General features: G+C 70.3%; 17 protein-coding genes and 5 tRNA genes. 13 read left to right on the top strand and 9 right to left on the bottom strand.

Features of this window, described 5'->3' with window-relative positions; translation table 11 throughout:
• The first annotated feature begins 17 nt into the window (after window positions 1-17).
• The 3 genes from ACIRVH_RS32065 (at window position 18) to ACIRVH_RS32055 (ending at window position 4,359) form a co-directional block, all read left to right on the top strand.
• Complete coding sequence (locus ACIRVH_RS32065; RefSeq protein ID WP_403960410.1) at window positions 18-2,357, top strand: polysaccharide lyase 8 family protein; 2,340 nt, start codon at window positions 18-20, stop codon at window positions 2,355-2,357.
• Window positions 2,358-2,511: 154 nt separating this feature from the next.
• Window positions 2,512-4,107, top strand: a complete 1,596-nt coding sequence (locus ACIRVH_RS32060) for an acyl-CoA carboxylase subunit beta (protein ID WP_403960408.1) — start codon at window positions 2,512-2,514, stop codon at window positions 4,105-4,107.
• A 57-nt stretch (window positions 4,108-4,164) separates the two neighbouring features.
• Window positions 4,165-4,359 (top strand): acyl-CoA carboxylase subunit epsilon, encoded by a 195-nt coding sequence (locus tag ACIRVH_RS32055; protein ID WP_403960405.1) that lies wholly within the window; start codon window positions 4,165-4,167, stop codon window positions 4,357-4,359.
• A gap of 164 nt (window positions 4,360-4,523) precedes the next feature.
• Here ACIRVH_RS32055 and ACIRVH_RS32050 read toward each other — a convergent pair whose 3' ends face one another.
• From ACIRVH_RS32050 to ACIRVH_RS32015, 8 genes are all read right to left on the bottom strand, one after another.
• A complete protein-coding gene (locus ACIRVH_RS32050) occupies window positions 4,524-5,105 on the bottom strand; it encodes an ATP/GTP-binding protein (protein ID WP_054239772.1) in 582 nt (193 codons plus the stop codon).
• A complete protein-coding gene (locus ACIRVH_RS32045) occupies window positions 5,086-5,655 on the bottom strand; it encodes a DUF742 domain-containing protein (RefSeq protein ID WP_403960402.1) in 570 nt (189 codons plus the stop codon). The genes ACIRVH_RS32050 and ACIRVH_RS32045 overlap by 20 nt, the downstream gene beginning before the upstream one ends.
• Window positions 5,656-5,751: 96 nt before the next feature.
• A complete protein-coding gene (locus ACIRVH_RS32040) occupies window positions 5,752-6,165 on the bottom strand; it encodes a roadblock/LC7 domain-containing protein (protein ID WP_003993185.1) in 414 nt (137 codons plus the stop codon).
• Window positions 6,166-6,175: 10 nt separating this feature from the next.
• A complete protein-coding gene (locus tag ACIRVH_RS32035) occupies window positions 6,176-9,430 on the bottom strand; it encodes a nitrate- and nitrite sensing domain-containing protein (RefSeq protein ID WP_403960399.1) in 3,255 nt (1,084 codons plus the stop codon).
• Between the two features lie 377 nt (window positions 9,431-9,807).
• On the bottom strand, window positions 9,808-10,383 hold the full coding sequence (locus ACIRVH_RS32030; protein WP_067301226.1) for an ATP/GTP-binding protein: 576 nt from the start codon (window positions 10,381-10,383) through the stop codon (window positions 9,808-9,810).
• Complete coding sequence (locus tag ACIRVH_RS32025) at window positions 10,364-10,762, bottom strand: DUF742 domain-containing protein (RefSeq protein ID WP_019058642.1); 399 nt, start codon at window positions 10,760-10,762, stop codon at window positions 10,364-10,366. The genes ACIRVH_RS32030 and ACIRVH_RS32025 overlap by 20 nt, the downstream gene beginning before the upstream one ends.
• A 111-nt stretch (window positions 10,763-10,873) precedes the next feature.
• Window positions 10,874-11,287 carry a roadblock/LC7 domain-containing protein gene (locus ACIRVH_RS32020; protein WP_003973453.1) on the bottom strand — a complete coding sequence of 138 codons (414 nt, stop codon included), beginning with the start codon at window positions 11,285-11,287 and terminating at the stop codon, window positions 10,874-10,876.
• Between the two features lie 9 nt (window positions 11,288-11,296).
• Entirely contained in the window at window positions 11,297-14,980 is a 3,684-nt protein-coding gene (locus ACIRVH_RS32015; RefSeq protein WP_403960396.1) for a nitrate- and nitrite sensing domain-containing protein, read from the bottom strand.
• Window positions 14,981-15,549: 569 nt separating this feature from the next.
• Between ACIRVH_RS32015 and ACIRVH_RS32010 the strand changes: the two genes are divergently transcribed.
• The 10 genes from ACIRVH_RS32010 to ACIRVH_RS31965 all read left to right on the top strand — a co-directional run bounded on the left by ACIRVH_RS32010 (window position 15,550) and on the right by ACIRVH_RS31965 (window position 22,096).
• Complete coding sequence (locus ACIRVH_RS32010) at window positions 15,550-15,744, top strand: hypothetical protein (protein WP_386576537.1); 195 nt, start codon at window positions 15,550-15,552, stop codon at window positions 15,742-15,744.
• A gap of 173 nt (window positions 15,745-15,917) precedes the next feature.
• Window positions 15,918-16,703, top strand: coding sequence for a fumarylacetoacetate hydrolase family protein (locus ACIRVH_RS32005; protein ID WP_403960393.1), 786 nt, complete (start codon window positions 15,918-15,920; stop codon window positions 16,701-16,703).
• Window positions 16,696-18,189, top strand: coding sequence for a glutamate--tRNA ligase (gene gltX / locus ACIRVH_RS32000; protein ID WP_403960390.1), 1,494 nt, complete (start codon window positions 16,696-16,698; stop codon window positions 18,187-18,189). Before ACIRVH_RS32005 ends, gltX begins: the two co-directional genes overlap by 8 nt.
• A 194-nt stretch (window positions 18,190-18,383) precedes the next feature.
• Window positions 18,384-20,609 carry a hypothetical protein gene (locus tag ACIRVH_RS31995; RefSeq protein WP_403960387.1) on the top strand — a complete coding sequence of 742 codons (2,226 nt, stop codon included), beginning with the start codon at window positions 18,384-18,386 and terminating at the stop codon, window positions 20,607-20,609.
• Between the two features lie 203 nt (window positions 20,610-20,812).
• On the top strand, window positions 20,813-21,544 hold the full coding sequence (locus tag ACIRVH_RS31990; protein WP_403960384.1) for an HAD family hydrolase: 732 nt from the start codon (window positions 20,813-20,815) through the stop codon (window positions 21,542-21,544).
• 91 nt (window positions 21,545-21,635) lie between these two features.
• A tRNA-Gln gene (locus ACIRVH_RS31985) sits at window positions 21,636-21,707 on the top strand.
• Window positions 21,708-21,728: 21 nt separating this feature from the next.
• A tRNA-Glu gene (locus ACIRVH_RS31980) sits at window positions 21,729-21,801 on the top strand.
• Between the two features lie 29 nt (window positions 21,802-21,830).
• Window positions 21,831-21,903: transfer RNA gene (locus tag ACIRVH_RS31975), tRNA-Glu, on the top strand.
• A gap of 20 nt (window positions 21,904-21,923) precedes the next feature.
• Window positions 21,924-21,995 (top strand) — tRNA-Gln (locus ACIRVH_RS31970).
• Between the two features lie 28 nt (window positions 21,996-22,023).
• Window positions 22,024-22,096: transfer RNA gene (locus ACIRVH_RS31965), tRNA-Glu, on the top strand.
• A 53-nt stretch (window positions 22,097-22,149) separates the two neighbouring features.
• Here ACIRVH_RS31965 and ACIRVH_RS31960 read toward each other — a convergent pair.
• Window positions 22,150-22,794 carry a MerR family transcriptional regulator gene (locus ACIRVH_RS31960; RefSeq protein WP_403960382.1) on the bottom strand — a complete coding sequence of 215 codons (645 nt, stop codon included), beginning with the start codon at window positions 22,792-22,794 and terminating at the stop codon, window positions 22,150-22,152.
• Between the last annotated feature and the right edge of the window lie 59 nt (window positions 22,795-22,853).

Here is a 22,853-nt window from a genome sequence, read left to right as displayed (position 1 = left end):
GGGCGGTGACCACCGGCATGGGTACGACCGGACCGACGCGGCGCGCCCTGCTGCTGGCCGCCGCCCTCACCGCCACCCTGGCGCCCCGGGCCCGCGCGGCATCCGCCGCCGACCCCTACGACACCCTCCGCCGCCGCTGGCTCGACATCGCCCTCGGTACCGGATACGACCCGGCCGCAGAGCCGTACGCCTCCCGACTCGCCCAGCTCGGGGCACTGGCCAGGGAATTGCGGGGCACCATGGTTCCCGCCCCGGCTTCTCTCTGGCCCGGCCACCCCTTCGACCCGCCCGCCGGCATCACCTTCAGCTACGGCCGCCTGTGGACCATGGCCCAGGCCTACGTCCAGCCCGGCACCGGCTCCACCGGCGACGACACCCTCCTCGCCGACGTGCTGCGCGGACTCGACCACCTCTCCGCCACCGTCTACAACCCGGCCACCACCCGCTACGGCAACTGGTGGGAGTGGCAGATCGGCAGCCCCAGACTCCTCATGGATCTCACGGCCGCCCTGTACGACCACCTCGGCGGGAGCCGGGTCGCGGGCGCCTGTGCCGCCGTCGACCACTTCATCCCGGACTCGATGCTCACCGACTACTCCGGCACCTCCACCGGCGCCAACCGCGTCGACCTGTGCCGCTCCGTAGCCGTGCGCGGCATCCTCGGCCGGTCCGGCGACCGGATCGGGCTCGCCCGGGACGCCCTCTCGCCGGTCTTCCCGTACGTCACCCGGGGTGACGGCCTCTATGCCGACGGCTCCTTCGTCCAGCACGCCTGGGTCGCCTACTCCGGGACGTACGGGCAGGTGCTGCTCGACGGCCTGGGTCGGCTGTTCGCCCTGCTCGCCGGGTCGCCGTGGGAGGTGACCGACCCGGCCCGGCAGAACGTCCTGGACAGCGTCGAGCACGCCTACGCGCCGCTGATCCACGAGGGGTTGGTGATGGACTGCGTCAACGGCCGGGCGATCAGCCGGGGTTATCTGCTCAGCGACGACCTGCACGTCATGCGCAGCGACCATTTCCACGGCCAGGCCCTGATCGCGGCCGTCACCCTGCTCGCGGGCGGCGCGAGCGAGGCGGAGCGGAAGCGGTGGCACGGGCGGATCAAGGGCTGGATCCAACGGGACACCGTGACACCGATCCTGACGGCAGCTCAGTTCGAGGTCGCCGACCTCGCCCGGCTGCACGCCGTCGCCGACGCGGCCGTCCCCGCGAGCCCGGAACCCGTCGGGCACCGCCTCTTTCCGGCCATGGACCGGGCCGTCCACCGCCGCCCCCGCTTCACCGCCGCGCTCTCCATGGCCTCCGACCGCATCGCGCACTACGAGTGCGGTAACGGTGAGAACCCGCGCGGCTGGCACACCGGCGCCGGGATGCTCTCCTGGTGGCCGGCCGGCGGCCGGTCCGATCGGTCCGATCGGACCGATCAGTACACAGACTGGTTCTGGCCGACCGTGGACTGGTACCGCCTCCCCGGTACGACCGTGTCGACCAGGCGCCTGGCCGACCGGGCCGGCGGCGAGTGGGGTGCCCCCAAGCCGGACGTCCGCTGGGTCGGCGGAGTGACCGACGGCGAGCACGCGGCCGTCGGCCAGCACCTCAAGGGGCTCGGGTCGACGCTGGAGGCCCGCAAGTCCTGGTTCTTCCTCGACGACTCCGTCGTCTGCCTGGGCGCCGGGATCACCTGCGCCGACGGCGTCCCCGTCGAGACGGTCGTGGACAACCGCAACCTCGGCGAGAGGGGCACCCAGACCCTGGTGCGCGGCCCCGGCTGGGCCCATCTGGAGGGCCACGGCGGCTGGATCCTGCCCTGCGGCGGCGAGCTGCGCACCTTGCGCGAGGACCGCACCGGCGCCTGGTCCGACATCAACACCACCAGTACGGCCGAGCGCCGCACCCGCCGCTGGCAGACCCTCTGGCTCGACCACGGCACCGACCCGGCCGACGCCGCGTACGCCTATGCCCTGCTGCCGGGTGCCTCCCGAGGCGAGGTCGCCGCCCGGGCCGCCGACCGTCACTGGCTGTGCGTCCTCGCCAACGACGCCCGCCGCCAGGCCGTCGCCGTGCCGTCGCTCGGCCTGACCGCGGCGAACCTGTGGGAAGCCGGTACGGTGGGTGGCCTGACCGCCTCCGCGGGCGCGAGCGTGCTCGTCCGGTGCCGGGGCAGGACCGCTACCCTCTGTGTCAGCGAGCCGCCCCGCACGGGCACCGCCCTGGAGATCGTCTGGGACCATCCCGTGCGCTCGGTCGTCCGGGCCCCCGACACCGTGGAAGTTCTCTCGACGGGGCACCGTCTGAGGCTCCGTGTCACTCCAGGGATGGCATGCTCCACACACGAATGTGAGCTGGCTCTCAGGTGACTCCTTTGTCGCTTCCCTACAACGCCGACGCCCCCTGAGCAGTCGGAACGGCTGCATGCCGATCGGGTTCTGTTCGGTGGCACCAGGAAAACGGGCTGGAGACTGTACGGAGTCGACGGCTCGCTTTCCTTGGTGTCCTTCGTAAGGTCGCTACATGACCGTTTTGGAAGAGACGACGGGTGAGCCGACCGGCGAGCCGACGGACGCGCGCGGACGGGTCGCCGAGCTGCACGAGATCCGTGCGCAGGCCGTGGCAGGCCCCAGCGAGAAGGCGACCGAGGCGCAGCACGCCAAGGGCAAGCTGACGGCGCGGGAGCGCATCGAGCTGCTCCTGGACCCGGGGTCCTTCCAGGAGGTCGAGCAGCTGCGCCGGCACCGGGCGACCGGATTCGGCCTGGAGGCCAAGAAGCCGTACACCGACGGTGTCATCACCGGCTGGGGCACGGTCGAGGGTCGCACGGTCTTCGTGTACGCCCATGACTTCCGGATCTTCGGCGGCGCGCTGGGCGAGGCCCACGCCACCAAGATCCACAAGATCATGGACATGGCCATCGCGGCCGGTGCGCCGCTGGTCTCCCTGAACGACGGCGCGGGCGCCCGTATCCAGGAGGGCGTCTCGGCCCTCGCCGGCTACGGCGGCATCTTCCAGCGCAACACGAAGGCCTCGGGTGTCATCCCGCAGATCTCCGTGATGCTGGGCCCCTGCGCGGGCGGCGCGGCCTACTCCCCGGCGCTGACGGACTTCGTGTTCATGGTCCGCGAGACCTCCCAGATGTTCATCACCGGCCCGGACGTGGTCAAGGCGGTGACGGGCGAGGAGATCACCCAGAACGGCCTGGGCGGCGCGGACGTGCACGCCGAGACGAGCGGTGTCTGCCACTTCGCGTACGACGACGAGGAGACCTGCATCGCCGAGGTGCGCTACCTCCTCTCGCTGCTCCCGCAGAACAACCGCGAGAACCCGCCCCGGGCGGAGTCCGGCGACCCGGTGGAACGCCGCAGCGACGTCCTGCTCGACCTGGTCCCGGCGGACGGCAACCGCCCGTACGACATGGCCAAGGTCATCGAGGAGATCGTCGACGACGGCGAGTACCTGGAGGTCCACGAGCGCTGGGCGCGGAACATCATCTGCGCGCTGGCCCGCCTGGACGGCCAGGTGGTCGGCATCGTCGCCAACCAGCCCCAGGTCCTGGCCGGCGTCCTGGACATCGAGGCCAGCGAAAAAGCTGCGCGCTTTGTCCAGATGTGTGACGCTTTCAATGTCCCGATCGTGACCTTCCTGGACGTACCGGGGTTCCTCCCCGGTGTCGACCAGGAGCACGGCGGAATCATCCGCCACGGCGCGAAGCTGCTGTACGCCTACTGCAACGCGACCGTGCCGAGGATTTCGCTCATCCTGCGCAAGGCGTACGGAGGTGCCTACATCGTCATGGACTCCCAGTCGATCGGCGCCGACCTCACCTACGCCTGGCCCACCAACGAGATCGCGGTGATGGGCGCGGAGGGCGCGGCCAACGTCATCTTCCGCCGTCAGATCGCCGACGCCGAGGACCCCGAGGCCATGCGGCAGAAGATGGTCAAGGAGTACAAGGCCGAGCTGATGCACCCGTACTACGCGGCCGAGCGCGGCCTGGTGGACGACGTCATCGACCCCGCAGAGACCCGCGAGGTCCTGGTCAAGTCCCTGGCGATGCTGCAGTCGAAGCACGCCGACCTGCCCTCCCGCAAGCACGGCAACCCCCCGCAGTAACCGAGCGGACCCGTCGCGGCAACCCCGCGGACCTCTCTCTCACGGAGACTGACATCCATGAACACGCCTGACATCCGCGTCGAGAAGGGCCACGCCGAGCCCGAGGAAGTCGCCGCCATCACGGCCGTCCTCCTGGCCCGTGCGGCCGCCCAGCCGGCGGCTTCGGCCCAGACCCACCGAGGCCGTGCCAAGGCCGGCTGGCGCCGCCTCGAGCGCGAGCCCGGCTTCCGGGCGCCGCACAGCTGGCACTGAGTTTCTGCGCGTGGCCTGGGCCCCGCCTCTCCTCCGGGAGGGCGGGGCCCAGCTGTGTTCCGAGCGCACGGGTGCGCCCGCACAGGGAGGTGCGCCCACGACAAAGGCCCCTGTCCCTCGCGAGGAGGGACAGGGGCCGAAGTCTGTTGTGCCGGGCGGCAGTCCTAGCGCAGGCGCGCCATCAGAGCGTGCTCCACCAGGGTGATCAGCGCCGACTTGGCGTCCGCGCGGTGGCGGGCGTCCGTCGTGATGATCGGGGTGTCGGGGCCGATCTGCAGGGCCTCGCGGACCTCGTCCGGCTGGTACGGCTGGCTGCCGTCGAAACCGTTGAGGGCGACGACGAAGGGCAGGCCCGAGTTCTCGAAGTAGTCGACCGCGGGGAAGCAGTCGGCGAGACGCCGGGTGTCCACGAGCACGATCGCGCCGATCGCGCCGCGCACCAGGTCGTCCCACATGAACCAGAACCGGTCCTGACCGGGCGTACCGAAGAGGTACAGGATCAGGTCCTGGTCCAGGGTGATACGGCCGAAGTCCATGGCGACCGTGGTGGTCGTCTTGTCCCCGGTGTGGGTGAGGTCGTCGATACCGGCCGACGCGGACGTCATGACGGCCTCTGTGCGCAGCGGGTTGATCTCCGAGACGGCGCCGACGAACGTGGTCTTGCCCACGCCGAAGCCGCCCGCCACCACGATCTTCGCGGAGGTGGTGGAGCGGGAAGGACCGCCGCTAGAGCTTGCGAAGTCCACTGAGCACCCTTTCGAGCAGTGTCACGTCTGGCTGGCCACCGGCGTTCTCGTCGCCGCCGGGCTGATGGATGGCGACCAGGCCCGCTTCCGCCAAGTCGGCGACGAGGATCCTGGCCACGCCGAGGGGAATCGACAGCAGGGCCGAGACCTCGGCCACCGACTTGATCTCCCGGCACAGGTTGCAGATCCGCTGATGCTCGGGCAGCTGGCCCTGCATCTGGTGCGGCTGCGCGGTGGTGTGCACCAGTGCCTCGATGGCGAGCTGGTAGCGCGGGCGGGTCCGGCCGCCGGTCATGGCGTACGGACGCACCAGGGGGTTGTTGGAAGCCGTGGCCGGCGCCGGCTCGGGGCGGCGCTGGGGCTGTACCGGCTGGATACGCGGGGCCGGCGGCTGGTCGTACGGCGACGGACCGGGGCCCTGCGGCGCGTACGGCTGCCGGTGGCTCGGGGCGGAGGGGAAGTTGTACCGGTTCGCGGAACCGTCGCCCTGGCCCTGGGCAGGGCCGTACGACCAGTTGCCGTTATTCGAACCGCCTGGGGGTGTTGCCACTTTCTCTCCTCCTCCGACCGTGCCGGGCACCCATCCCTGTGGAGCCGCGTCCCGAAACCTTACGGCCCCGAGACGCGTATACGCACCGTTCGTCTGTTAGTTGAGAAGGCTTCCCTGGAGTTCTGCACGAAGATCCGGGGTCAGGACCGTGCCCGCGCGGTCCACCAGAAGGGCCATCTCGTACCCGATGAGGCCGATGTCCGCCTCCGGGTGGGCCAGAACGGCGAGTGACGAACCGTCGGATACGGACATGATGAACAGGAATCCCCGCTCCATCTCCACAACCGTCTGGTTCACTGCGCCCCCTTCGAAGATCCGGGAGGCGCCTGCCGTCAGGGACGTCAGACCGGAGGCGACGGCCGCGAGCTGGTCGGCGCGGTCGCGGGGGAAGCCTTCGGACATCGCCAGAAGGAGTCCGTCGGCGGAGACCACCACCGTGTGGGACACCCCCGGGGTGTTGTCCACGAAGTTGGTGATCAACCAGTTCAGGTTCTGTGCCGCCTGGCTCATCGGGCTCACACTAACGCTCCTGGTTGTAGGTGCTGTCAGGACCGAAGCCCTGGCCGTTCGTTTCACTGCCTGCGCTGCGTCCGCGCTGGACGCCCCGACGCAGGTTGCTCAGCCTGCCCCGGACATCCTCCGGGGCGCGGGAGACCTGTGGGCCTCCCTGCGGGGTGCTCTCGGCGGTGCCCTCGACCAGGTTGGCCTTGGGTACCCGCCGCGGCAGACCGGAGGAGGTGACCCCGCCCGCCTTGGGCTTCCGGAGCTGTGAGGCCTGCTGCCAGCGCGCGTCGTTCGCCGAACGCCAGCCGCTGTCGCCGTTCTGCCCCGGGGAGTTGCCCGGTGCGGGAGCCGGCGCTTCCTGCTGCACGCGTGCGGTGCCGTTGGTGGCGCTCGAACCGTTGGAGCCGCTCGGGACGGATCCGCGGCGGGGCAGCCCGGCGTCGGTCAGCGTGTGGGTGGCGGGAGTGGCCGGTCCCGGACGGTCGAAGCCTACGCGGTTCCGCTCATCTGCGTCACCGGCCTGCGGGGATTCCGTTTCCGGAGCGTACTGGCCCTGATAGCCGTTGCGGTAACCGTCCTGCTGCGGCCAGTCGTCCTGGTAGGACGGGCTTTCGTAGGAGCCGAACCCGTCGGGAGCGGAGGCGTGCGCGGGCGCGTGCTCGTCCTGAGCGGGCTCCGAATACCCGGTCTCGGGGTAGCCCCCGCCGTTCTGGGCGAAGCCGTCGCGCTGCGGCAGACCGCCGTTCGGCGCGTAGTACTGCTCGTCGTACGAGGTGTGCTGCTGCTCCTCGTACGTCTGCTCCTGGTACGCCTGCTGCGGCTGCTCCTGGTACGCCGGCTGCTCGGTGTAGCCCGTGCTGCTGCCGTCGTAGCCCTGCTGCGCGTCGAACTCGTCCTGGTACGCGGGCTGCTCGGCGGCCTCCTGCGGGTGGCCGTGGTTCGCCTCCAGGGCCGCCCGGCGGCCCTCACGCATCAGCGAGCGGCCGACGGGGTCGAGCCCGCGGATGTCGTCGGGGACATCGGTGTAGCGGCTGTCGTCGAAGCCCAGCTCGGCGGCGGTGCGCATGGGCGCCATCTGGCCGAAGCTCTCACCCTGGAAGTGCTGCTCCGGGATGATCTGGGAGACCGTGAACTCCTCGCGGTCCAGCGGCGTCTCGCCGCCACCACCGTGGGTGATCGCGTCCGGCAGCATGACCAGGGACGTGGTACCGGCCTGCTCGCCGGAGGGGCGCAGCTGGACGCGGATGCCGTGCCGGTCGGACAGCCGGCCGACCACGAAGAGGCCCATGCGCTGCGAGATCGCGGCGTCCACGGTCGGCGGGTTGGCCAGCTTGTGGTTGATGTCCGCGAAGTCCTCGGCGGTGAGGCCGATGCCCTTGTCGTGGATCTCGATCATCACGCGGCCGTCGGGGAGACGGGTCGCGGTGACGCGGACCTTGGTCTGCGGGGAGGAGAACGTCGTGGCGTTCTCCAGCAGCTCGGCGAGCAGGTGCACGAGGTCGGTCACGGCACGGCCGTGGATCTCGGCCTCCGGGACACCGGACAGCTCGATGCGCTCGTACTGCTCCACCTCGGAGGAGGCGGCGCGCAGGACGTCGACCAGCGGAACCGGCTGGTCCCAGCGGCGGCCGGGCTCCTCGCCGGCGAGGACCAGGAGGTTCTCGCCGTTGCGGCGCATACGGGTCGCGAGGTGGTCCAGGCGGAAGAGGTTCTCCAGCTGGTCCGGGTCGGCCTCGTTGTTCTCCAGGTCGGTGATCAGGGTCAGCTGGCCCTCGATCAGCGACTGATTGCGGCGCGACAGGTTGGTGAAGATCGCGTTGATGTTGCCCCGCAGCAGGGCCTGCTCGGCGGCGAGCCGGACGGCCTCGCGGTGGACCTGGTCGAAGGCGCGGGCGACCTCGCCGATCTCGTCCGTGGAGTTGATCGGGATCGGTGCGACGCGGGTGTCGACGCGGCCGGGGTCGGTGCGCGAGAGCTGGTCGACCAGCATCGGCAGGCGCTGCTCGGCGATGCCGAAGGCGGCGTTGCGCAGCTGGCGCATCGAGCGGCTCATCTGGCGGGCGACGGTACCGGCCAGGATGAACGCGAGGAGCAGGGCGACGACGACCACGGCGCCGGTGATGATCGCGGAGGTCTTGGCGTCGTCGGCGATGCTCGACGCCTCGTTCACGGCCTTGTCGGCGAGATCCGACTCGATCTGGCGGTAGGCCTTGTACTTGAGCGTGTTGACCGCCCACCAGTTGTCGGCGGTGATGCCCTTGGTGGCGAGCGCCTCACGCGTGAGCGGATCGGTGTCCTTCAGCGTGACCAGGAGCGAGACCATCGTCTCCGGCTTGGCCGGCGGGGGGATGTACTTCGGGTTCTGCTGCTTGGCGGCCGCGGCCATGGCGGCGCCGTCCGTCTTCATCTTCGCCTGCGCGTCGGTCAGCTTCTGCGCGTCGGCGTCGGTGCCACCGCCGATGTACTCCTCCAGGGCGATGCGCTCCAGGTAGGCGTACGAGGACAGGGACACACGCTGGGTCGCCAGGTTCGGGGCGTCCGGGCCGGGCTTGACCAGCAGGTGCGTGCCGATCGACCGCTCCAGCGACAGCGCCGCCTTGGTCAGCGAGATGGCGTAGACGGTACGGCCGTAGGAGGTGATGTTGCCGGTACCCAGACCGAGCTCGTTGGCGAACTCCATCAGGGGGTGGCTGACCCCGATGTAGCCCTCTTCGGTCTGCACGCCGATGGTCTTGCTGGTGTACGCGACCTGGCGCAGCGTCGACAGCTTGGTCTCGGCCTTGCGGAACTGCTGAAGACGGCGCTGCAGACCGGACTTGTCCGGCATGCTCTGCGCGGCCTGGTCGAAGGCGCTGGCGGCCTGGTCGGTGGCCTTGCGGGCCCCGTCGACGATGCCCTTGCTGGTGGCGTCCTTCTTGTTCAGCAGCAGCGGGGCCGCCGTGACGTCACGCTCGTTCTCGAGGGCGTCGGCGTAGGCGAGGGCGGCGCGCACCAGGCGGGCGGTGTTCTCCGCGTCCTGGGCCTGCTGCCAGGTGTCGATCGAGCTCTTCACCTGGAAGCCGCCCATGACGAGACCCACCGCCACGGGTATGAGCAGAATCGCGTTCAGCCTGGTCGGCACGCGCCAGTTGCGCGGGGAGAAACGGCCGCCGCTCTTCGCGGGAGTGGCCACCGGCTCCGAACCGGGCACAGGGGTGGGCGCCGCAGCGCGCGGCGGCGGGGTGAAGTTGCCCCGCGCCGACGGCTCGGGACCGTTCTTGCTTCGCCTCACTCGACCAACAACCTCTCGGCGGTCGGCACCTTCGTCGTGCCGCAGTCTCTCAGAGCCCCGTTCGTCATCGACCACTAGGTACGTCTTTGACTATTGGGCAGTTCAGGCATTCCAGCACGTGGACCAGCGCACTTCCAAACAGTGGAAACCCCCGGACGGTGCGCCTGTACGCCCTAGATAAAACGGTCATAAAGAGCGAGCCCCGCCAAAAGGCGGGGCGATTGTGAGCACAGCGGTACCGCTCGACCGCGTCGCGTGGTGATGCCGGGTGATTCCTCTGCCGAACTGTTATGAACAGCGGAGCCGACCGTGTCAAAGGCCACAGCCGGCTCCGATGGCTTTACGACAACTGCCGTACGGCAGGTTGCACTTGGTTGCTACCGCAGGCGGGCCATCAGGGCGTGCTCCACGAGCGTGATCAGCGCACTCTTGGCGTCCGCGCGGTGGCGGGCGTCGGTCGTGATGATCGGTGCGTCCGGCCCGATCTGCAGGGCTTCCCGCACCTCGTCGGGGGTGTACGGCTGCTGGCCGTCGAAGCCGTTGAGGGCTATGACGAACGGCAGACCGCTGTTCTCGAAGTAGTCCACAGCCGGGAAGCAGTCCGCGAGGCGCCGGGTGTCCACGAGCACCACCGCGCCGATCGCGCCGCGCACCAGGTCGTCCCACATGAACCAGAACCGGTCCTGACCGGGCGTACCGAAGAGGTACAGGATCAGGTCCTGGTCCAGGGTGATACGGCCGAAGTCCATGGCCACCGTGGTGGTGGTCTTGTCCCCGGTGTGGGTCAGGTCGTCGATGCCCGCCGAAGCGGACGTCATGACGGCCTCTGTGCGCAGCGGGTTGATCTCCGAGACGGCGCCGACGAACGTGGTCTTGCCCACGCCGAAGCCGCCCGCCACCACGATCTTCGCCGAGGTGGTGGCCCGGCCCGCGTCAGAGCTTGCGAAGTCCACTGAGCACCCTTTCGAGCAGCGTCACGTCCGGAGCGCCGCCGTTGTTCTCGTCGCCACCCGGCTGGTGAATGGCGACCAGGCCGGCCTCGGCGAGGTCGGCCACCAGGATCCGGGCCACGCCGAGCGGCATGGCCAGCAGCGCCGACACCTCCGCGACCGACTTGACCTCCCGGCACAGGTGGCAGATGCGCTGGTGCTCCGGGAGCAGTCCCATGAGCGCTGCCGGGTCGGCCGTGGTGCTGATCAGTGCCTCGATGGCGAGCTGGTAGCGCGGCCGGGTCCGGCCACCGGTCATCGCGTACGGACGTACCAGCGGCTGGTCGCCCTCATCCCCGTACGGCTCCGCGTACGGATCATGAGAGGCGGTGGGCGGGGTCATGAATCCTCCGGGCGGGACAGCAAGTCGGTCAGTCAAGCCGTCTGATGGGGCCGGTGGGGGGATTGTGGCGGCCGGACGGTGTTTTTGTGAGGTGGGTGGTGCCGGGGCGGGTCAGTGGAGCAGACTGCCCTGAAGTTCGGCGCGCAGGTCCGGGGTGAGTACCGCACCCGCGCGGTCGACGAGCAGTGCCATCTCGTAGCCGACAAGGCCGATGTCGCACTCCGGGTGGGCCAGGACCGCGAGGGACGACCCGTCCGAGACGGACATCAGGAAGAGGAAACCGCGCTCCATCTCGACGACCGTCTGTGCCACGTTGCCGCCCTCGAAGATCCGGGACGCCCCGGCCGTGAGGGAGGTCAACCCGGAGGCGACGGCGGCGAGCTGGTCGGCGCGGTCCCGCGGGAAACCTTCGGACATCGCCAGCAGAAGGCCGTCGGCGGAGACCACCACCGTGTGCGACACCCCGGGGGTGTTGTCCACGAAGTTGGTGATCAACCAGTTCAGGTTCTGTGCCGCCTGGCTCATCGGACTCAACTAACGCTCCTGCTGGTGAGTGGGGTTCGGGTAGCTGCCGGTCTGGCCGTTGCCGACCTGACGACCCTGTGCGATACCCCGACGGAGATTGGTCAGCCGGCCGCGTACGTCGTCAGGCGCACGCGAGACCTGCGGACCGGCTTGGTGCTGTTGCTGCTGAGCCGTGCCCGGGACGAGGTTCGCCCGGGGCACCCGGCGCGGCAGGCCGGAGGTGGTGATGCCACCCGCCGCGGGCTGCCGGACGCGCTCCGCCTGCCGAACGAGTTCGTCGTTGGGCGAGGTGCGCCAGGAGCCGGTGGCGGGAGAGCGCTGCGGAGCAGGCGCGGGCGCCTGCTGCTGCGGTGCCGAGGACGGAGCCGGGGGGTTGTCCGGCTGCCGCTCCGGCTGGGTGCCGTGGAACCAGTTGGTTTCCAGCGTGTCGTACAGCGGGGTACGACCGTCGACCGGACCGGTGGCCGGCGGCAGTGCCTCCGGCTCCCGGCGGGCCGGACGCTGCTGCGGGGCCGGCGGGCGCGAGGCGCCGAAGTCGCCGCGGTTGCCCTGCTGGGGCCGCTCGTACTGACCGGTGCTCGCCGGGCTCTGGCCCGGGCTGCCGGGCAGCGCGTGCTGGCCGGTGGAGCTGCCGTCGAAACCGGCGTCGTAGGCCTGCGGGGCCGCGAACTGGCCGGTGCTCTGCGGGGCCTGCTGCCCGGGCGCCGAGGTGCCGTACACGTCGGGGCGGACGAACCCGTTGTTGTCCTGCTGGCCGTACTGGCCGTTGCCCTGCTGGGTGCCGGGACGCTGGAACTGACCCGTGGAGCTGCCGGCGCCGAAGTCCGGGCGGGGGAACTCGCCCGTGGCGGCCGGGCCCTGCGCGTCGATGCGAGGTATCTCGGCGGTCGCCCCCGGGCCCTGCCGGTCGTCGACGTGCGGCATGCGCGAGGTCTGTGCCGGGTCCTGCTCGTCATGGCCGCGCGGGGTGTCCAGCGAGGCGCGTGACAGCGGGGCCTGGGCGTTGTCGCTCCAGTCCTGGGTGCGCGGGGGCGGGTTGCTGCCGGGCAGTTCGGCCCGTGCACCGCCGCGCGGCGAAAGCTGCGGCTGACGGCCCTGGTCGGCAGCGCCCGCGCCACCGCGCGGCTGCGCCGGACCACGGCCACCGAAGCTGTCCTGCTGCGATCCGCCGAGGCCCCCGGACTGCAGGCCCTGGGTGGCACTCGCACCGCCGAAGCCGCCCGTACCCGCACCGGTCGGTGTCTGCCGGCCCTGCTGCGAGGCACCCGGACCCTGCGGACCACGCGCGCCACCCGGCGCACCGGGACGGCCGCCCTGGCCGGCGCCGGGCAGCGCGGCCCGGGGGCCCTGGGCGGAGCCGACCTGGCCACGCGGGGGCGAACCGGCGCCGAGGAGGCCGCCGGACGGGGCACCGCCGAGGGCACCGCCCGAGCCGTTGCCGCCGCGGCGGGCGGCGGCAGCACCGGCCGCGGCCTGCGCGGCGGCCGGACCACCGGTCGTCGCGGGGGCGCCGGGCTTGCCCGCGGGCTTCTTGCCGCCCTGGGCGACGTCGACGGGGAGCATGACCAGCGCGGTCGTGCCACCGGAGTCGGAGGGGCGCAGCTGGATGCGGATGCCGTGGCGCTGGGACAGACGACCGACCACGAACAGACCCATGCGGCGGGACACCGAGACGTCCACGGTGGGCGGCGAGGCGAGCCGCTCGTTGATCGCCGCGAGGTCCTCGGGGGAGAGGCCGATACCGGTGTCGTGGATCTCGATCAGCACCCGGCCGTCGGGCAGCGCGTGACCGGTGACCTTGACCTTGGTCTGCGGCGAGGAGAACGAGGTCGCGTTCTCGAGCAGCTCGGCGAGGAGGTGCACGAGGTCGTTGACCACGCGGCCGGCCACTTCGGTGGTCGGCACGGCGGCCAGCTCGATGCGCTCGTACTGCTCCACCTCGGACGCGGCGGCGCGGAGCACGTCGACCAGCGGGACCGGGCGGGTCCAGCGACGGCCGGGCTCTTCACCGGCGAGAACGAGGAGGTTTTCACCGTTACGGCGCATACGCGTCGCGAGGTGGTCGAGCTTGAAGAGGGAGGACAGCTGGTCCGGGTCGGCCTCGCGGGACTCCAGTTCGGAGATGAGCGAGAGCTGACGCTGGATGAGGCCCTGGGAGCGGCGCGAGAGGTTGGTGAACATCGCGTTGACGTTGCCCCGCAGAAGGGCCTGCTCGGCGGCGAGGCGGACCGCCTCGCGGTGCACGTCGTCGAAGGCCGCGGCCACCTGGCCGATCTCGTCCCGGGAGTGCACACCGACCGACTCCACGGACGTGTCGACGTCCTGCGGGTCGGACTCGGACAGCTGCTTGACCAGCTCGGGCAGGCGGTCCTGGGCGACCTTGGTGGCGGTCTCCTGCAGACGGCGCAGCGAGCGGATCATGGAGCGGGCCACGACGAACGCGCCGACGAGCGAGATGCCGAGGACGATCAGGATCAGCGCACCGGAGATGATCGCGTCGCGCTCGGAGGCGCTGCGCAGCTCGCGGGCTTTCTGCTCCATGTCCTCGAGCAGCGTGTGCTCGATCTTCTTCATCTGGTCGATCTTGGTGGTGCTGTCGTCCACCCAGTCGCGGTACGAGCGGGGCGGCAGACCGTCCAGGCCGGTGGGGGACTCGAAGGTCCGCTTGGCGTAGAGGTCGGCACCCTGGATCGTCGGGTTGTTCTCCTCGATCGGCTTCAGCAGCTCGTCCGGGTTCTGGCTGCTGTAGATCTTCCGGAAGATCGCGATCTCGGAGTTCTCGCTCTCGTACGCCGACTGGCCGTAGAGGCGGTCGTTCGAGGAGAGCGTGCCCTTGGTGTTGCCGCTGGTGGTCAGCGCCGCGGCGATGACGGCACGCTGCACGGAGGCGTACTCCTTGGCGCTGGAGAAGGCCGCCAGGGCGCGGGTGCGCGTGATCATCTCGGGGTTGCTGGACGCCTCGGCCATGGCCTGGGAGAGGTCGACCAGCTGGGTGATCAGCCGGTGGTACGACTCGACGGTCTGCGTCGAGTTGCCCTTCGCCTGGTAGGCGGACCGGCGGATCTTGGCCAGGTCGTCCAGCTGGTTGGCGAGGCTCACCAGGGTGTCGCGGACGCCCTGGAGGTTGCCGTTCTTGCTCGCCTCGTCGATCTCCTCGGAGGAGTTGAGGAAGTTCTCGCGGGCCCGGTCGGTCTTGTCCTGGAAGCCCTTGATCTGGTAGTCGGTCGACTTCAGGCCGTGGGACAGGGGACCGGCCGACTGGTCGCGCTCGTCCTGGAGCGCCTGGGCCAGCTCGGTGGCCTGCTTGGTCATCTCCGTCAGCAGCTTCATGTTGTCGAGCTGCTGGATGTCGGTGATGTTCTGGTCGATGCGCAGCGCGCCCAGCGAGGTGGCCGCCACCACGGGGAGCGCGAGCAGCGAGACCAGACGCGTGGAGATGCGCCAGTTGCGCAGGGCCACGCGCGAACCGGGGCCGGTCGGGCCCTGGGAGGGCTTCGCGGTCGGGGTGGGGTTCCCGGTCTTCTTGGGGCCCGCCGAGGAGGACGTGCCGGGGCGCCCGGGGCGCTCACCGCTGTCTCCGGACGGGGCCGGGCCCGGGATCTGGGCGTGCTGGGGCGTGGAGCCGCGGTCGGTCCTGCCGTGCGCCTCCGGCTCCGCCGAAGCGCTGCCATCCCTCTTGAAACGTCCCTGCACTAGCGTCGCAACCTCTGGACCAGGCACCCCTCCGGTTGAACGGAGGGACACGGTGTCGGCGTATTGGAGAACGCCCTGAATGCGCTCTCCGAGTGGTCTGGAGTGACCGGCGCAGGTTCCCCCTTATCTCGCCGCCACTCGGCGCTGCGTTGCGCCCCTGCGCGCCGGCTCGATCCCGCGGCGGTCCGTGGAATTCCAGCACAGTGCCGGATCTCCAACAAGAGCCGTGTCCCGAGCTGTGACCTATGTGACGGACTGTGGGGTAAGAATTACCGACTGTGGACCGCGATCCAGGGCAAAGTCGACAGATCCCTGCGAATCACCCCCTGGTGTCACGTGTCCCAGTCGCCATGATCAGGAGCGGAATGACTGCTTCAGGGGGTCAATGTCCGTTTCGGCGGGGAGAGTTGTCGGCCGGAATTGACCGGTTTGCCCGTGGATTCGTGAGCAAACTCACATGCAGATCATGGGCAGTTCATGTCTGAGGCGGGGAATCGCATGTTTAGCCTGGCGCTTTACAAGATGGGCGACTCTGCCAACTCCGACACGAGGCCACAGGACATACAACGGTGAAGACGACGATGATGTTCCGCAACATAGCCAACCCGCGGCGTACGACTCTGGCGCACCTCGAGGACGCCGACGAACTGCAGACGCCCGAGCTGCCGGAGCACTCCGTCGACCTTCCCGCCCAGACGGCGAACCCGAGGCGCACGGTTCTCATGGAGATCCCGGTGGCCGCGGCGGTCGCGGCCGGCGAGTAGCCGAGGGGGCACCGCACCCGCACGTCGAGCGCGGCCCGGAAGATCGTCGCAGGTACGACGATCTTCCGGGCCGCGCTCGTCCTCGGCGTCCGCCGCCTTCCCGAACGCGGGGGACGCGACCGGTTAACCTGGGGCGTCAGTACGCCGGTACTCAGTGAGGGGCGCAGGATCCCGTGCGCATCGCCAGGTTCTCCATCGACGGGAACGTAGCCTTCGGCGCGGTCGAGGGCGAGAAGCAGGACGAACTCGTCCTCGACATCATCAAGGGCATCCCGTTCGCGGACTACGAGCTGTCCGGGACGAAGGTGCCGCTGAGCAAGGTCAGACTGCTCCCGCCGGTCCTCCCCAACAAGGTCGTGGCGTTCGGCCGCAACTACGCCGACCACGCCAAGGAGCTGGGCAACGAGGTGCCCGAGGCCCCGTTCGCCTTCTTCAAGCCGTCCACCTCGGTGATCGGCTCCGGGGACGAGATCCAGTACCCGTCCTTCTCGCAGGAGCTGCACCACGAGGCCGAGCTGGCCGTCGTCATCGGCCGCATGTGCCGCGAGGTGCCGCGCGAGCGCGTCAAGGACGTGATCTTCGGCTACACCTGCGCCAACGACGTCACCGCCCGCGACGTGCAGAAGCGCGAGAAGCAGTGGGCCCGGGCCAAGGGCTTCGACACCTCCTGCCCGCTCGGCCCCTGGGTGGAGACGGGCCTGGACCTCGACCGCGCGAACGACCTGACCATCCAGCTCACGGTCAACGGCGAACAGCGCCAGCTGGGCCGCACGAGCGAGATGATCCACTCCATCGAGGACCTGATCGTCAACATCTCCGAGGCCATGACCCTGCTGCCCGGCGACGTCGTCCTCACCGGCACCCCCGCAGGGGTCGGCCCCCTGAACGTCGGCGACGAGGTCGCCGTCACCATCGAAGGCATCGGCACTCTCACCAACAAGGTTGTCAAGCGTGGCTAGCGCATCCGGCTCTCCCGTACGCGTACGTTTCTGCCCCTCGCCCACCGGTAACCCCCACGTGGGCCTGGTCCGCACCGCCCTGTTCAACTGGGCGTTCGCCCGGCACCACCAGGGCAGCGGTGCTCAATTCGTATTCCGCATCGAGGACACCGACGCGGCCCGCGACTCGGAGGAGTCGTACAACCAGCTGCTGGACGCGATGCGCTGGCTGGGCTTCGACTGGGACGAGGGCCCCGAGGTCGGCGGCCCGCACGCGCCGTACCGCCAGTCGCAGCGCATGGACCTCTACAAGGACGTCGCCCAGAAGCTCCTCGACGCCGGCTACGCCTACCACTGCTACTGCTCCCAGGAGGAGCTGGACACCCGCCGCGAGGCCGCCCGCGCCGCCGGCAAGCCGTCCGGCTACGACGGCCACTGCCGTGACCTGAGCGCCGAGCAGGTGGAGCAGTACACGGCCCAGGGCCGCACCCCGATCGTCCGCTTCCGGATGCCCGACGAGACGATCACCTTCACGGACCTGGTCCGCGGCGAGCTGACCTTCACTCCGGAGAACGTCCCGGACTACGGCATCGTCCGCGCCAACGGCGCCCCGTTGTACACGCTGGTCAACCCGGTCGACGACGCCCTGATGGAGATCACCCACGTCCTGCGCGGCGAGGACCTGCTCTCCTCCACCCCGCGCCAGGTCGCCCTGTACAAGGCCCTGACCGAGCTGGGCATCGCCAAGCAGACGCCGGCCTTCGGTCACCTGCCGTACGTCATGGGCGAGGGCAACAAGAAACTCTCCAAGCGCGACCCGCAGTCGTCCCTCAACCTCTACCGCGAGCAGGGCTTCCTGCCCGAGGGCCTGCTCAACTACCTGTCGCTGCTCGGCTGGTCGCTCTCGGCCGACCAGGACATCTTCAGCATCGACGAGATGGTCGCCGCCTTCGACATCGCCGATGTGAACCCCAACCCGGCGCGCTTCGACCTCAAGAAGTGCGAGGCGATCAACGCCGACCACATCCGCATGCTGGATGTGAAGGAGTTCACGGAGCGCTGCCGCACCTGGCTGAAGGCGCCGTTCGCCCCCTGGGCGCCGGAGGACTTCGACGAGGCCAAGTGGCAGGCGATCGCCCCGCACGCCCAGACCCGGCTGAAGGTGCTCTCCGAGATCACCGACAACGTCGACTTCCTCTTCCTCGCCGAGCCGGTCTTCGACGAGGCGAGCTGGACGAAGGCGATGAAGGAGGGCTCGGACGCCCTGCTGCGCACGGCCCGCGAGAAGCTGGAGTCGGCGGACTGGACGTCGGCCGAGGCCCTCAAGGAGGCCGTCCTGGCCGCCGGCGAGGCCCATGGCCTCAAGCTCGGCAAGGCCCAGGCCCCGGTCCGCGTGGCCGTCACCGGCCGCACCGTCGGCCTGCCCCTGTTCGAGTCCCTCGAGGTGCTCGGCAAGGAGCAGACGCTGGCCCGTATCGACGCGGCGCTGACCAAGCTCTCCGCGTAGCGACTCCTCGTACGGCGTCTCTTCGGAGAACACGGCTGAGACAGGGCGGCGTCCGGTTCGGGCGCCGCCCTCCGTGCGTCCACCGAGCCGTCGTCCGGCGTTCACCCCGGCGGCCAAGTGCCGCTTCCCGAACCGACGTTGGATGCTCCCTGTGCGCGTGATGTGCATGCGCAGCATGTTCAGGGGTGGGGGACGTGACCCGTTCGCGAGGCGAAGCGATCCGTGTCCGAAGACTGGCCACGGCCGTCGTCGCCGGAGCAGTGGCGCTGACCTGCGCCGCGGCGACCGCGCCCGCGCAGGCAGGGCCGGCCGCCGTGGCGCCGTCCGGCACCGTCACGCTCAGGTCGGAGCAGCCGACCCACGTCGACTACCTGTGGACGGGCGCGTCCGGCTTCCAGTGGCGTCCCCGGACCGAGGTGAGCTTCGGCACCTGGGTGGGCTACCCGGGCTTCGTCCCGCCCGCGCACGCCGGCCCGAACGACCTGGCCACCGGCACCGACGTGGTCAGCACCAGGAACGGTGCCGAGGTCACGCAGCAGCACCGCTCCACGGGCGTGACCGCCACCGTCCCGATCCCGGCCGGTCAGACCTATGCGACCACGTCCGGCTGGAGCGTGCTCACCGAGGACGCATCCGGCACCCCGCACGTGCTGCGCGCCGCGGCCGGCGGCTCCACCACCGACCTTCCGGTGACCGGGCTGCCCGCGGGCGCCCGGCCCACCGACTACGTCCCGGGCGGCTCGGTGAGCCGCGTCGCGATCGTCTACACCCTGGACGGCACGACCTCCGTGGGGCTCGTGGACCTGCGCGACGGCACCTTCCGCACCTACGTCACGGGCGTGGACGCCGCCCCGACGGTGCGCTTCAACGACCGCTGGCTGGTCGCCGACTGGAAGTACATCCGCACCGACGCGGCCCCAGGCACCGAACCCACCGGGCTCACCCGCTGGGACGCCGAGCCGGTGGCCGTCGTGGGCGACCAGCTCCTCATCGGCAACCCGACCTTCGTCCAGGCCGGCACCAAGCCCGCGCTGACCGCCCGCTCGCTGACCACCGGCGAGACCCGCACCGTCCTCGCGGACTCCTCCGGCGGGATGACCGCGACCCCGGACGGCGGCGCGCTCGCCACGGCAGGGCCGTCCAGCCTCGACTGGAACGTCCACCGCATCACCCCCACCGCGGACGGCGGGACCGCCACCGAGAAGGTGGCCCAGATCCCCGCCGACCGGATCCGGGTGGAGGGACTGGCCCTCGCCGGGGGCGAGCTGTTCCTGGACGGCCGGGAGGGGAACGGGCACCGGTTCTTCGGCTTCGCGCTCGACGCCGCCGGCCGCCCGGCCGGACCGCAGACCCGGCGCAGCCGCGCGCTGGCCGCCCCGACCTGTCTCACGGGCGACGCCGCCTGCCCGCAGATGGAAGCTCTCGGCGACGGACGGGTCGCCTTCCTGTTCACCGACCACTCCGGCCAGGAGTCGGTGATCGAGAGCGTCTACGACACCGGCGATCTGCCGAGCGTGCCGACGGGCGACGCCCGCGGCCGCATCGCCGGCGGCACCGGCCGCTACGTGCTCTACAACGGCGGTGCGCCCGGCGTGCAGAAGACCGTCGACTTCCCGGGCGGCGCCACGTCCGGCACGGTCGCGCTCAGTCGCGGCCGCACCACCGCGGCCGTCTGGGGCCAGGTCCTGTGGACGCCCGGCAGCGCCAAGGGGTCGATCACCGGCCGCGATCTGAAGACCGGCCGGACCACGACCACCGTCGCCACCGGCGCCCCGTGCATGCCCACCGACATCCAGGCCGTCAACACCTGGCTCTACTGGAGCTGCGGATCCGCCGGCCCGGCCGGGGTCTACGACCGCGCGGCCAAGCGGAACATCCCGGTCCCCGCCGGCCCCTCCCCGGCCCGCCTCGCCGACGGCTTCCTGGTGCGCGAGAACCGCACCACGCACGAACTGCGGCTCACCGACGTCCACACCGGCACCGCGCACACCCGCACCGTGGCCGTCCTGCCCAGGACGGACCAGAACACCGGCGGCAGCAACGGCCGCTGGGCCGTGGACCGCTTCGGCGGCCAGATCGCCTACCTCACCGCGACCTACGGCCAGGTGGCGATCGTCCCCAGCGGCGTCCCCACCTCGCCGCTCGCGCAGATGGAGGCGCAGGTCTCCTCGCCGTCCGTCATCGGCACGTCGATCCCGTGGTCGCCGGTGTGGCAGCTGAACAAGCCGTCCACCTGGACCCTGACGCTCGCCACGCCCTCGGGCAAGGTCCTGCGCACGCTCACCGGCGCCTCCACGGGAGCGGCCGTACGCCCGTCCTGGGACGGCAGGACCGACAGCGGCGCGGTGCCGGGTCCGGCAGGTACACCTGGAAGCTCACCGCCCGGCCCCGCGACGGCCAGGGCAGGACCCTGGCCCTGACCGGCACGATGACCCTCGGCTGACGGCGCGCGGACGCCGCATCCGTCGGGGGATGACCCCCGAGCCCCCAGCCGTGCGACGGTACTGTCGGTCCCATGACGATCAGAGCTGTCGTATGGGACGTGGACGACACCCTCTTCGACGCCGCATCCGTCGGGGGATGACCCCCGAGCCCCCAGCCGTGCGACGGTACTGTCGGTCCCATGACGATCAGAGCCGTCGTGTGGGACGTGGACGACACCCTCTTCGATTACACGACCGCGGACCGCGAGGGCATGCGGGCCCATCTGGCGGCGGAGGGCCTGCTCTCCGGGTACGACAGTCCGGAGCAGGCGCTCGTGCGGTGGCGGCAGGTCACCGATCAGCAGTGGGCGCGCTTCTCGGCCGGGGAGGTGTCCTTCGAGGGGCAGCGACGCGACCGCGTACGGGTCTTCCTGGAGCAGGAGCTGTCCGACGCCGAGGCCGACGTCTGGTTCCGGCGTTACATCGCTCACTACGAGGCCGCCTGGAGCCTGTTCCCGGACGTGCTGCCCGCCCTGGACGCCCTCGCCGGCAGCCACCGGCACGGGGTGCTGTCCAATTCCAGCCTCACGGTGCAGGAGCACAAGCTGCGCGCCCTCGGGTTGCGCGACCGCTTCGAGAGCCTGCTGTGCGCCGCCGAGCTGGGCGTCTCCAAGCCGGAGGCCGGCGCGTTCCTCGCGGCCTGCGAGGCTCTCGGCCTGCCCCCGCACGAGGTGGCGTACGTAGGCGACCACCCGGAGATCGACGGGCGGGGCGCGGCCGAGGCCGGGCTGCTGTCCGTCTGGATCGACCGCGGCGGGGTGTACGCGCAGGGCTCGGACACGGTGGCCGCACACCGGATCTCGACCCTCGCCGAACTCCCGGCGCTCGTCCGTGCGGATACCCGTTTTGGAGCCCCGTCCACCTTCGGGTAATGTTCTTCCTGCGCCGCCGGAGAGTGGGCCGAAAGGCCAGGAACCGGAGGCGCGAACTAGAACGAGATCCCCTCAGGGGCTTGAGTTCCAGTGGCCTATGGTGTAATTGGCAGCACGACTGATTCTGGTTCAGTTAGTCTTGGTTCGAGTCCAGGTAGGCCAGCTCGCAGAGCTCATCTGCAAAGCCCCCGTTGTGTAGCGGCCTAGCACGCTGCCCTCTCAAGGCAGTAGCGCCGGTTCGAATCCGGTCGGGGGTACTGATCTCGATCATCTTGAGATCGCTAGGGCCCCCGTTGTGTAGCGGCCTAGCACGCCGCCCTCTCAAGGCGGTAGCGCCGGTTCGAATCCGGTCGGGGGTACGACTGGTCTAAACCATCATTGGTCTATGGTGTAATTGGCAGCACGACTGATTCTGGTTCAGTTAGTCTTGGTTCGAGTCCAGGTAGACCAGCTCGGACCTGCGGAAACGCAGAGTCCAGGCCCCCGTTGTGTAGCGGCCTAGCACGCCGCCCTCTCAAGGCGGTAGCGCCGGTTCGAATCCGGTCGGGGGTACAAGTGGAAGGCCCTTCGCTTCGGCGGAGGGCCTTCGTCGTGCCCGGTGTCGGCTACTCGAAGCCGTACCGCCGTGTCGTCTCCTCCTCCTGGGCCAGCCGGTGCAGCGCCTGCAGCAGCGGCTCGTTGAGGATCGCCCCCAGGACCGCGAACTCGATCCGCTCCGCCTCCGACGCGTGCGTCTCCATGTTGTCCAGGTCGAGGACGGCCGTCCGGTGCATCAACTCGGCATACGGTGCGAGCAGTTCGGCCCCCCAGTCGTAGCCGAGCCGGCGGAACGCGGCCACCCCCACCACCAGCGAGCGGTACGCGGGGGAGACGGTCGAGAGCTGCTTGGCGTTCTCCCAGCCGAGCTGGTCCAGGAGCGTGGCGACCTCCTGATGTGCGGCCTGGACGTACTCGTCGTCCTCGTCCGGCTCGGGCAGCTGCGGCAGCGCCCACAGCGACGCGCCCAGGCGGATCGAGCGGCCCAGGGAGTCGTCGTCCACGTGCCCGAGCACCTCGCGCACCTTCGCCACCGGCACCCGGCCCACCTGGATCATCGCCCGCACCAGCCGCAGCCGGCGCAGATGCTCCTCGTCGTACTCGGCCGTCGTGGCGTTGACCTGGCGGCCCGGCGGCAACAGCCCTTCACGCAGGTAGTACTTGATCGTCGCGGTGGACACACCGCTGCGCTCGCTCAACTCGGCCAGCCGCATCTCTTGCGCTCCCTCTTGGATAACGGCACTATCCAAACACAAGGCATTGGATAGCGCCG

Origin of the sequence: Streptomyces sp. NPDC101165, from assembly GCF_044768135.1 — a bacterium.
Taxonomy (GTDB): domain Bacteria; phylum Actinomycetota; class Actinomycetes; order Streptomycetales; family Streptomycetaceae; genus Streptomyces.
This window is presented reverse-complemented; position numbering and strand designations above follow the sequence as displayed.